The organism is Mesorhizobium sp. M1182 (assembly GCF_040318335.1).
GTDB lineage: Bacteria > Pseudomonadota > Alphaproteobacteria > Rhizobiales > Rhizobiaceae > Mesorhizobium.
On sequence record NZ_JAMYMD010000026.1, the window covers coordinates 76,971 to 87,118 of the forward strand.

The 10,148-nt window shown below is 64.6% G+C and carries 9 protein-coding genes; 7 read left to right on the plus strand and 2 right to left on the minus strand.

All coding sequences use genetic code 11. The annotated features are described in order from the left end of the window. Positions 1-28: 28 nt before the first annotated feature. Both NKH33_RS24680 and NKH33_RS24685 read right to left on the minus strand, forming a co-directional pair. Positions 29-1,036 carry an inorganic phosphate transporter gene (locus tag NKH33_RS24680; RefSeq protein ID WP_352469990.1) on the minus strand — a complete coding sequence of 336 codons (1,008 nt, stop codon included), beginning with the start codon at positions 1,034-1,036 and terminating at the stop codon, positions 29-31. Then, entirely contained in the window at positions 1,036-1,677 is a 642-nt protein-coding gene (locus tag NKH33_RS24685; protein WP_352469989.1) for a DUF47 family protein, read from the minus strand. Before NKH33_RS24685 ends, NKH33_RS24680 begins: the two co-directional genes overlap by 1 nt. Before the next feature lie 193 nt (positions 1,678-1,870). Here NKH33_RS24685 and NKH33_RS24690 point away from each other — a divergent pair, with 193 nt between their 5' ends. The 7 genes from NKH33_RS24690 to NKH33_RS24720 form a co-directional block, all read left to right on the plus strand. Next, positions 1,871-2,770 (plus strand): LysR family transcriptional regulator, encoded by a 900-nt coding sequence (locus NKH33_RS24690; protein ID WP_352921904.1) that lies wholly within the window; start codon positions 1,871-1,873, stop codon positions 2,768-2,770. 133 nt (positions 2,771-2,903) lie between these two features. Next, positions 2,904-3,383 carry a formate dehydrogenase subunit gamma gene (locus NKH33_RS24695; RefSeq protein ID WP_352921894.1) on the plus strand — a complete coding sequence of 160 codons (480 nt, stop codon included), beginning with the start codon at positions 2,904-2,906 and terminating at the stop codon, positions 3,381-3,383. Continuing rightward, a complete protein-coding gene (locus tag NKH33_RS24700; protein WP_352921896.1) occupies positions 3,380-4,936 on the plus strand; it encodes a formate dehydrogenase beta subunit in 1,557 nt (518 codons plus the stop codon). The genes NKH33_RS24695 and NKH33_RS24700 overlap by 4 nt, the downstream gene beginning before the upstream one ends. Positions 4,937-4,948: 12 nt before the next feature. After that, positions 4,949-7,861 carry a formate dehydrogenase subunit alpha gene (fdhF, locus tag NKH33_RS24705; protein WP_352921898.1) on the plus strand — a complete coding sequence of 971 codons (2,913 nt, stop codon included), beginning with the start codon at positions 4,949-4,951 and terminating at the stop codon, positions 7,859-7,861. Positions 7,862-7,864: 3 nt separating this feature from the next. Beyond that, entirely contained in the window at positions 7,865-8,695 is an 831-nt protein-coding gene (gene fdhD, locus NKH33_RS24710) for a formate dehydrogenase accessory sulfurtransferase FdhD (RefSeq protein WP_352702418.1), read from the plus strand. Next, positions 8,685-8,993 carry a formate dehydrogenase subunit delta gene (locus NKH33_RS24715; RefSeq protein WP_352469984.1) on the plus strand — a complete coding sequence of 103 codons (309 nt, stop codon included), beginning with the start codon at positions 8,685-8,687 and terminating at the stop codon, positions 8,991-8,993. Before fdhD ends, NKH33_RS24715 begins: the two co-directional genes overlap by 11 nt. Positions 8,994-9,098: 105 nt before the next feature. Continuing rightward, a partial coding sequence (locus NKH33_RS24720; RefSeq protein ID WP_352921900.1) for an alpha/beta fold hydrolase occupies positions 9,099-10,148 on the plus strand: 1,050 nt, incomplete at its 3' end.

Below are 10,148 nucleotides of genomic sequence, written 5' to 3' on the forward strand. Positions count from 1 at the left end.
GGCGGCTCCAGGCGCCATGATGCTCACATCACCTTGCCAGACCGACCGCGAAGTAGGTGAGAGCCGCGATCGCCGCGGTTGCCGGCAGGGTGACGATCCATGCCACCACGATGTTACCGGCAATGCCCCAGCGAACGGCGGAGACGCGGCGGGCGGCGCCGACGCCGATGATGGCGCCGGTGATCGTGTGCGTGGTCGATACAGGAATACCGAGCCAGGTGGCGGCGAACAGGGTGATCGCTCCGCCGGTCTCGGCGCAGAAACCCTGCATCGGGTTCAGCCGGGTGATCTTCGAGCCCATGGTGTGGACGATGCGCCAGCCGCCGAGCAACGTGCCCAGCGCCAGCGCCGACTGACAGGTGATGACGACCCACAGCGGCACGTAAAAATTCGCGCCGAGCATGCCTTGCGAATAGAGCAGCACGGCGATGATGCCCATAGTCTTCTGCGCGTCGTTGCCGCCATGGCCGAGCGAATAGAGCGAGGCGGAAAAGAACTGCATGACGCGGAAGGTGCTGTCGACGGCGAACGGCGTCTGCCGCACGAACAGCCAGGAGACCGCGAGGATCAAGACAAGCGCCAGCAGAAAGCCTGCCGCCGGCGATAGCACGATGGCCGCCGTCGTCTTGCCCAACCCGGCCCAGACGATGGCACCGGTGCCTGCCTTGGCAACCCCGGCGCCGACCAAACCGCCGATCAGAGCGTGCGAGCTGCTGGACGGGATTCCGACGAGCCAGGTGACGACATTCCAGACGATGGCGCCGACAAGTGCTGCGAAGATCACTGCCGGCGTGACGATGCTGGCGTCGATGATGCCGGTTCCGAGCGTCTCCGCTACGTGGAGACCGAAGAACATGAAGGCGATGAAATTGAAGAAGGCCGCCCAGAACACCGCATAGTGCGGCCGCAGCACCCGGGTGGAGACGATGGTGGCGATGGAGTTGGCGGCATCGTGCAGGCCGTTGAGGAAATCGAAGAACAGCGCGACGACGACAAGGCCGACCAGCACGGGAAAGGCTATTGCGGCTTCTGACACTATACGTTCTCGATGACGATGCCGCTGATTTCGTTGGCGACGTCCTCGAAGCGATCGACCACCTTTTCCAGCTGGCCGTAAATCTCGCTGCCGATCAGATAGGCCATCGGATCGCTGCGGCCGTGCCGCTTGAACAGGTCCTTCAGGCCCTGCTCGTGCAGGTCGTCGGCCCGGCCTTCGGCGCGCATGACCTCCTCGGCGATGGCGTTGAGGCGCACCGTATGCGCCCCGACCTTGCCGAGCAGCGGGATCGCCTCGGCCACCAACTTGGCGGCCTCGACGATGACACCTCCCATTTCCTGCATCAGCGGGTCGAATTCCTTCTTCTCGAACAGCCTTACCGTCTTGACGGTTTTGTGCATCATATCGATGGCATCATCCATCGACTGGATCAGGTCCTTGATGTCGCCGCGGTCGAAGGGCGTGATGAAGGAGCGGCGCACGGCCAGCAGCACTTCCGCGGTGATCTGATCGGCTTCGTTCTCGAGATCGATGATCGTCTGGCACCAGCGCTCGATGTCGTTGCCCTGCAAAAGCTGCTGCAGTGCCTCGGCGCCACCGACCACGGTGCGGGAATGCCGCTCGAACAGGTCGAAGAAGCGATCTTCGCGCGGCAGCAGCTTGCGGAACCAGCCCAGCATGTTCGGTACTCCCGTCGTGTCCAGTCCACGACCCCGTCTCATCCACATAGCGCCGCATTCCATCGCGGGAAACAGTAAGCCGGCTGAAAGATGTGGATGCGGACGATTTACACAGGCGGCTTGCGGCCGAAGGCGATTTCCCCGACCTTGCGCGCTAAGATCGGACACAGCGTCCATGACAGGCTCCGACGGCATGATCGACAAGCTGGAATTCTTCATAGCACTTGCCAGGGAAGAACATTTCGGCCGGGCGGCGGAGGTGTGCGGCGTCACCCAACCGACGCTTTCGGCCGGCATCAAGCAGCTGGAGGGTCAGCTCGGCGTGATGCTGGTGCTGCGCGGCTCGCGCTTCCAGGGGCTGACGCCGGAAGGCAAGCAGGTGTTGGTGTGGGCGCGCCGCATCGTCGGCGATAGCAGGACCATGCGCGAGGAGATGCGGGCGGCGCGCCACGGCCTGTCGGGGCGCATCCGCATCGCCGCGATCCCGACGGCGCTGGCCATGGTGGCGCGACTGACGACGCCGTTTCGGGCAAAGCACCCCGGCGTCACCTTCTCGGTGCTGTCGCGCACCTCGATCGAGGTGCTATCGCTGCTCGGCAATTTCGACATCGACGCCGGCATCACCTATCTCGACAACGAGCCGCTCGGACGCGTCACCAGCGTGCCGCTCTATGACGAGCGCTATCAGCTGATCACCGCGGTCGGGAACCCCTATTTCGACCGCGACAAAGTGACATGGGCGGAACTCAGCCAGCTGCCGCTCTGCCTGCTGACGCCGGACATGCAGAACCGCCGCATCATCGACCAGCATCTGGCCGAAGCCGGCGTGCAGGTGCGGCCGACATTGGAATCCAACTCGATGATCGTGCTGTTTTCGCATATCCGCACCGGCAAATGGTCGTCGATCATGCCGCTTAACCTTGCGGAAACCTTCGGTTTTTCCGAGCCGATCCGGGCGATCCCGATCGTCGAGCCGGATGCCAGCCACACGGTCGGGCTGGTGGCGGCGCGGCGCGAACCGCACACGCCGCTGGTCTCGGCGCTGTTGGACGAGGCAATGGCGCTGGCGGACGATTTCCGCGGCCGCCGCTAGTCTAGACAATGCTGGTGAACGCGAACGATAGAAAATTTCTATCGAGCAACGGATCGGCTTTATTGATTTGGCGGGTTTCCTCTGATTTCCTAACCACTTAGCGGAAGACCGCCACGACCAGGGAGGGCGCTGCATGACGATGCAGCTAGCAAGTACCGAGATCGCATCGCGCACGGCGGCGATCATCCACGAGCTGAAAGGCCTCGAAGGCCCGCTGTTGCCGATCCTGCACGGCATACAGGAAGAGTTCGGTTATGTGCCGCAGGACGCACTGCCGATCATCGCCGAGGCGCTGAACATCTCCAGGGCCGAGGTTCATGGCGTCGTCACCTTCTATCACGATTACCGCAGCCAGCCCGCCGGCCGGCATGTGCTGAAGCTCTGCCAGGCGGAAGCCTGCCAGTCGATGGGCTCGGATGAGATCGCCGCCAAGCTCAAATCATTGCTGGGCATAGGCTTCCACGAGACAACCCGTGACGGTTCGGTGACGCTGGAGCCGGTCTATTGCCTCGGCCTTTGCGCCTGCTCGCCGTCGGCGATGCTGGACGGGGAGGTGATCGGTCGGCTCGACGACGAAAAGCTCAACGAGATCGTTGCCGAGGTGCGCTCATGATCCCGCGTATCTATATTCCCGGCGATTCCGGCGCGCTGGCGCTCGGCGCGGAAAAGGTCGCCAAGGCGATTCGGGCGGAACTGGCCGAGCGTGGCATCGATGCCAAGATCGTGCGCAACGGCTCGCGCGGCGCCTATTTCCTCGAGCCGATGGTCGAAGTGGCAACAGCTAGTGGCCGCGTCGCCTATGGGCCGGTGAAGCCCTCCGACGTCAAAAGCCTGTTCGACTGCGGCTTTCTCACCGGCGGCCACCACAAGCGCTGGCTGGGCGCACCGGACAAAATCCCGTTCTTGGCCAGACAGACGCGGCTGACCTTTGCGCGCTGCGGCGTCACCGATCCGCTGTCGCTCGATCACTACAAGGCGCATGGCGGGCTGAAGGGCCTGCAGAATGCAGTGGCGATGACGCCGGCCGAGGTCGTCAAGCAGGTGACCGAGTCCGGGCTGCGTGGTCGTGGCGGCGCCGGCTTCCCGACCGGCATCAAATGGAAAACTGTGCTCGATACGTCGGCCGACCGCAAATACATCGTCTGCAATGCCGATGAAGGCGATTCCGGCACGTTCGCCGACCGCATGATCATGGAAGGCGACCCCTTCGTGCTGATCGAAGGCATGGCGATCGCCGGCATCGCCACCGGCGCGACCAAGGGCTTCATCTATATCCGCTCGGAATATCCGCATGCGGTGGCGGTGATGCAGAAGGCCGTCGAGATCGCCCGCAAGGCCGGCGTGCTCGGCGTCAATGTGCTCGGCTCGGCCAATTCATTCGACATGGAAGTGCGGGTCGGCGCCGGCGCCTATGTCTGCGGCGAGGAGACCGCGCTGCTCGACAGCCTCGAAGGCAAGCGCGGGCAGGTGCGGGCCAAGCCGCCGCTGCCGGCGCACAAGGGCCTGTTCGGCAAGCCGACGGTGATCAACAACGTCATCTCGCTGGCCTCGGTGCCGGTGATCATGGATAAGGGCGCTGCCTTCTACAAGGATTTCGGCATGGGCCGTTCACGCGGCACCATCCCGATCCAGATTGCCGGCAACGTCAAGTATCCCGGTCTCTACGAGGCGGCGTTCGGCATGACGCTGGGCGAGATCGTCGACGATATCGGCGGCGGCACGGCGACGGGACGCCCGGTCAAAGCGGTGCAGGTGGGTGGCCCGCTCGGCGCCTACTTCCCGCGCGCGCTGTTCGACACGCCGTTCGACTACGAAGCGTTTGCCGCCAAGGACGGGCTGATCGGCCATGCCGGCATCGTCGTTTTCGACGACAGCGCCGACATGCTGAAGCAGGCACGCTTTGCCATGGAATTCTGCGCCATCGAGAGCTGCGGCAAGTGCACGCCGTGCCGCATCGGCTCGACTCGCGGTGTCGAGGTGCTGGACAGGCTCGCCCAGAACGTCGAACCGGAAAAGCAGATCGCGCTGGTCACCGACCTTTGCAACACAATGAAGTTCGGCTCGCTTTGCGCTCTCGGCGGCTTCACCCCATATCCAGTGATGAGTGCACTCAACCATTTCCCGGACGACTTTCGGCCGACGCCGGTCGCCGAAGCAGCGGAATAGGAGCGGACAGCCATGAACGCGGCATTCGACATCAAATCGCTGGTCCAGGAAATCGACTACGGCACACCTGCCTCTGAAGCCGAGCAGCAAGTGACGCTGACGGTCGACGGCAAGTCGATAACAGTGCCGGCGGGGACCTCGATCATGCGCGCATCGATGGAAGCCGGCGTCGAAATCCCGAAACTCTGCGCCACCGACATGCTGGACTCGTTCGGCTCCTGCCGGGTCTGCCTCGTCGAGATCGACGGGCGCGGCGGCACGCCGGCTTCATGCACTACGCCGGTCGGCGAAGGCATGGTCGTGCATACGCAGACCGATCGGCTGAACGCCATTCGCCGCGGCGTGATGGAACTCTACGTCTCCGACCACCCGGCGGCGTGGGGCGAGAAGGCCGGCACCGGCGCCAGCGAGTTCGATAAGGTCGTCACGACGGTCGGCCTGACCGAGAACCGCTATGGCGTGGACGGCCGCAACCACGTCAAGCAGGAAAACGGCGTGGCGCCCGGCCATGGCTCGCTGATCATCGATTACATCGCCCGCGATGAATCGAACCCGTATTTCACCTACGATCCGGCGCAGTGCATCGTCTGCTCGCGCTGCGTGCGCGCCTGCGAGGAGGTGCAGGGCACGTTCGCGCTGACCATCGAGGGCCGCGGCTTCGAATCCAGGGTCTCGGCCGGCATGCACGAGGCGTTTGTCGATTCCGAGTGCGTCTCTTGCGGGGCCTGTGTGCAGGCCTGCCCGACCGATGCGCTGAGGGAGAAGACCGTGCTGGCGAAAGGCCTGCCCGAGCGCTCGACCGTCACCACCTGCGCCTATTGCGGCGTCGGCTGCTCGTTCAAGGCCGAGGTCAAGGGCGACGAGGTCATTCGTATGATGCCCTACAAGGCAGGCAAGGCCAACCACGGCCACTCCTGCGTCAAGGGCCGCTTCGCCTATGGCTATGCGACGCACAAGGACCGGATCCTGAAACCGATGATCCGCGAAAAGGTCAGCGATCCGTGGCGCGAAGTGTCGTGGGAAGAGGCGCTCACCCATACGGCGAATGAGTTCCGCCGCATCCAGTACCAGTACGGCCGCACCTCGATCGGCGGCATCACCTCGTCGCGCTGCACCAACGAGGAGACCTACCTCGTCCAGAAGCTGGTCCGGCAGGGCTTCCGCAACAACAATGTCGATACCTGCGCCCGTGTCTGCCATTCGCCGACCGGCTATGGCCTCGGCCAGACCTTCGGCACCTCCGCCGGTACGCAGGATTTCGATTCGATCGAGCAGACCGACGTGATCCTGCTGATCGGCGCCAATCCGACCGACGCGCATCCGGTGTTCGCCTCGCGCATGAAGAAGCGCATGCGCGAGGGCGCCAAGCTGATCGTGCTCGATCCGCGCCGCACCGACATCGTGCGCTCGGCCCACGTCGAGGCGCAGTTCCATCTGCCGCTGAAGCCGGGCACCAACGTCGCCATGCTGACCGCACTTGCCCATGTCATCGTCACCGAGGGCCTGTTCGACGAGGCCTTCATCCGCGAGCGCTGCGACTGGGACGAGTTCCAGGACTGGGCATCGTTCGTGGCGCTGCCGGAAAATAGCCCGGAAGTGATCGGCCAGCTTGCAAATGTCGATCCCGACGACATACGCGGCGCGGCGCGGCTCTACGCCCGCGGCGGTAACGGCGCGATCTATTACGGCCTCGGCGTGACCGAGCACAGCCAGGGCTCGACCACCGTCATCGCCATTGCCAACCTCGCCATGGCGACCGGCAATATCGGCCGGCCGGGCGTCGGCGTGAACCCGCTGCGCGGCCAGAACAATGTGCAGGGCTCTTGCGACATGGGCTCGTTCCCGCACGAGCTTCCCGGCTATCGCCACATTTCAGGCGACGCGGTGCGCGCCATCTATGAGAGCCTGTGGGGCGTCAAGCTCGACGACGAGCCCGGCCTGCGCATCCCCAATATGCTGGATGCGGCTGTCGACGGCTCGTTCAAGGGACTCTATGTGCAGGGCGAGGACATCCTGCAGTCGGACCCCGACACCAAGCATGTCGCCGCCGGTCTCGCCGCGATGGAATGCGTCGTCGTGCACGACCTCTTCCTCAACGAGACGGCCAACTACGCGCATGTGTTCCTGCCCGGCTCGACGTTCCTCGAGAAGGACGGCACCTTCACCAACGCCGAGCGCCGCATCAACATGGTGCGCAAGGTAATGGAGCCGAAATGCGGCTATGCCGACTGGGAAGCGACGCAGGAGCTCGCCAAGGCGCTCGGCCTCGGCTGGAACTACACGCATCCGTCCCAGATCATGGACGAGATCGCCAAGACAACCCCAAGTTTCGCCGGCGTTTCCTTCGACCTTCTCGACCGGGTGGGCTCGGTGCAGTGGCCCTGCAACGAGAAGTCGCCGGAAGGCACGCCGATCATGCATATCGGCGGCTTCGTGCGCGGCAAGGGCAAGTTCATCCGCACCGAATATGTCGCGACCGACGAAAGGACCGGACCGCGCTTCCCGCTGCTGCTGACCACCGGCCGCATCCTGTCGCAATACAATGTCGGCGCGCAGACCCGGCGCACCGACAATGTGGTCTGGCATAGCGAGGACCGGCTGGAGATCCATCCGCACGATGCCGAAAATCGCGGCCTGCGCGATGGCGACTGGGTGCGGCTGACCAGCCGCTCGGGCGAGACGACGCTGCGCGCGCTGATCACCGAGCGGGTGTCGCCGGGCGTCGTCTATACGACCTTCCACCATCCCGACACCCAGGCTAACGTCATCACCACCGACTTCTCCGACTGGGCGACCAACTGCCCGGAATACAAGGTGACCGCGGTGCAGGTGGGTGCATCCAACGGCCCGTCGGAATGGCAGCGCGACTATGACGAGCAGGCAAAGCAAAGCCGCCGCATCGCGAAGTTGGAAGCGGCGGAGTAGTCCTTGACCGCGCGCCGCAAAGCCATTGCGCAGATCTCGCGCCTCGCGCGCCGCGCCGGCGGCACTGCGGCCGCCAACCGCATGGTGCCGGAAGAGACGCCGGTGGCGTTCTCCTTTGCCGGCACCACGCATGCGGTGATGATGGCAAGCCCGGCTGATTTCGAGGATTTCGCGCTCGGCTTCTCGCTGACCGAAGGCATCATTGCCTCGCCGGACGAAATCGAAGCGATCGAGGTCGAGGATCACGGCGCCGGCATCGATATCCAGATCCGGCTGAAGGACCAGGCCAACACCCGCTTCGAAGCGCGTCGCAGACGCCTGGCCGGCCCGGTCGGCTGCGGGTTGTGCGGCATCGAATCGATCGAGGAGGCGATGCGCTCGGTAAACCCGGTCGGTGCGTCGCAACTTACACTTCAGGCCAATGACATCGTCCGCTCGGTCAAGCTTTTGTCGAAGCTGCAGCCGCTGCACGCCGAGACCGGTGCCGTCCACGCCGCCGGTTTTTACCTTCCCGGCAAGGGCATCGTCATGGCGCGCGAGGATGTCGGCCGCCATAACGCACTGGACAAGCTGGCTGGCGCGCTGGCCAAAGCCGGTATCGACGGCAGGTCGGGGGCCGTCGTCGTCACGTCGCGCGTTTCGGTCGAGATGGTGCAGAAGACCGCGGCGATCGGCTCGGCCGTCATCATTGCCGTCTCGGCGCCGACGGCACTTGCCATCCGCACCGCGAACGATTCCGGCATGACGCTGGTGGCGCTGGTGCGCGGCGACGATTTCGATATTTTCACCCATCCTGACCGCGTGGTTTCCGGAGTTGCCAAGCATGTCGCATGACGAGGGCCACCTCATGAGCACCAGCGAAAAGCTGGTTCGCATGGCCAACCAGATTGCCGCCTTTTTCCACTCAAAGCCGCGCGAGCAAGGCATTGCCGGCGTCGCCGAGCACATCAACAAATTCTGGGAGCCGAGGATGCGCCGGCAATTGTTCGAGATGCTGGACAGCGGTGGCGAGGGGTTCAACGAGCTTGTCGTCGCGGCCGCGCCACACATCAAGCGGCCGGGCGCGCCGGAGGGCGCAGGTTTTAGCGTCGGCGGAGCGAACACCGAGACTGCCGCCGCGTCACAGAAGTAGGCGCCGCTGGCCCACATTCACACTCTCTGAAGTTTCATCTGCCGCAGGCCGCGCGCCTCTGCTATGATCCGGCGATAAGAAATCGTCGGGTCGGGCGGACAACTCGTGAGGCCGATCGAAACTCGATACGCGCTCAGTGGCGACGTGCGGATCGCCTATCAGGTGGTCGGCCAGGGATCGCTCGATCTCGTCTTCGTGCCGGGTTTCATTTCCAATCTCGACCTGCACTGGGAAGACGAGGGCTACACCCGGCTGTTGAAGCGGCTTTCCGCGTTCTCACGGCTGATCCTGTTCGACAAGCGCGGCACCGGTCTGTCCGACCGCGTCGATGTCCACCACCTGCCCAGCCTCGAAACCCGCATGGACGATGTACGCGCGGTGATGGATGCGACCGGCAGCGGCCGCGCCGCCTTGCTCGGCGCTTCGGAAGGCGCGCCGATGGCAATGCTGTTCGCCGCCACCTACCCGGAGCGGACGCGGGCGCTGGCGCTTTATGGCGGCTATGCGCATTTCCACAAATGGGTGATGCCGCCGGAACGCCTTGAGGCGTTCATCGCGACGGCGGAGACCGCATGGGGCACCGGCGCCACCCTGCCGCATTTCGCGCCCGGCCGCGTCGACGATCCGCGTTTCGCCACATGGTGGGCGCGCTTCGAGCGGCTGTCGGCGAGCCCGACCGCGGCAATCGCCCTGGCCCGCATGAATGCGGCTATCGACGTGCGCGGCGTGCTGGCGGCGATCAGCGCACCGACGCTGCTCATCCATCGCCGCAACGATGCGCGCGTCGACCCGGAGGCCAGCCGCTTCCTGGCAAGGAAGATCCCGAATGCGCGGCTGGTCGAGGTGGCCGGGCGCGACCACCCGATCTGGACCGGCGATGTCGACCGGGTGGCCGATCTGATCGAGGAATTCCTGACCGGAGCGCGCGCCGTTGCCGAGGCCGAGCGCGTGCTGGCTGCACTGCTGGTCACCCGGATCTACGACACGGCGCGGCTTGGCGACCGTATGTGGAGCGAGCGCAGCCGACGTTTTCAGGAAACATGGCGCCTGCTGGTCGGGCGCCATGGCGGCCCGCGCGCCGCCGCGGCTGGCGAGCAGAAGATCATGCACTTTTTAACATCACAGACCCCACACCACCTAGCAACACATAGCATT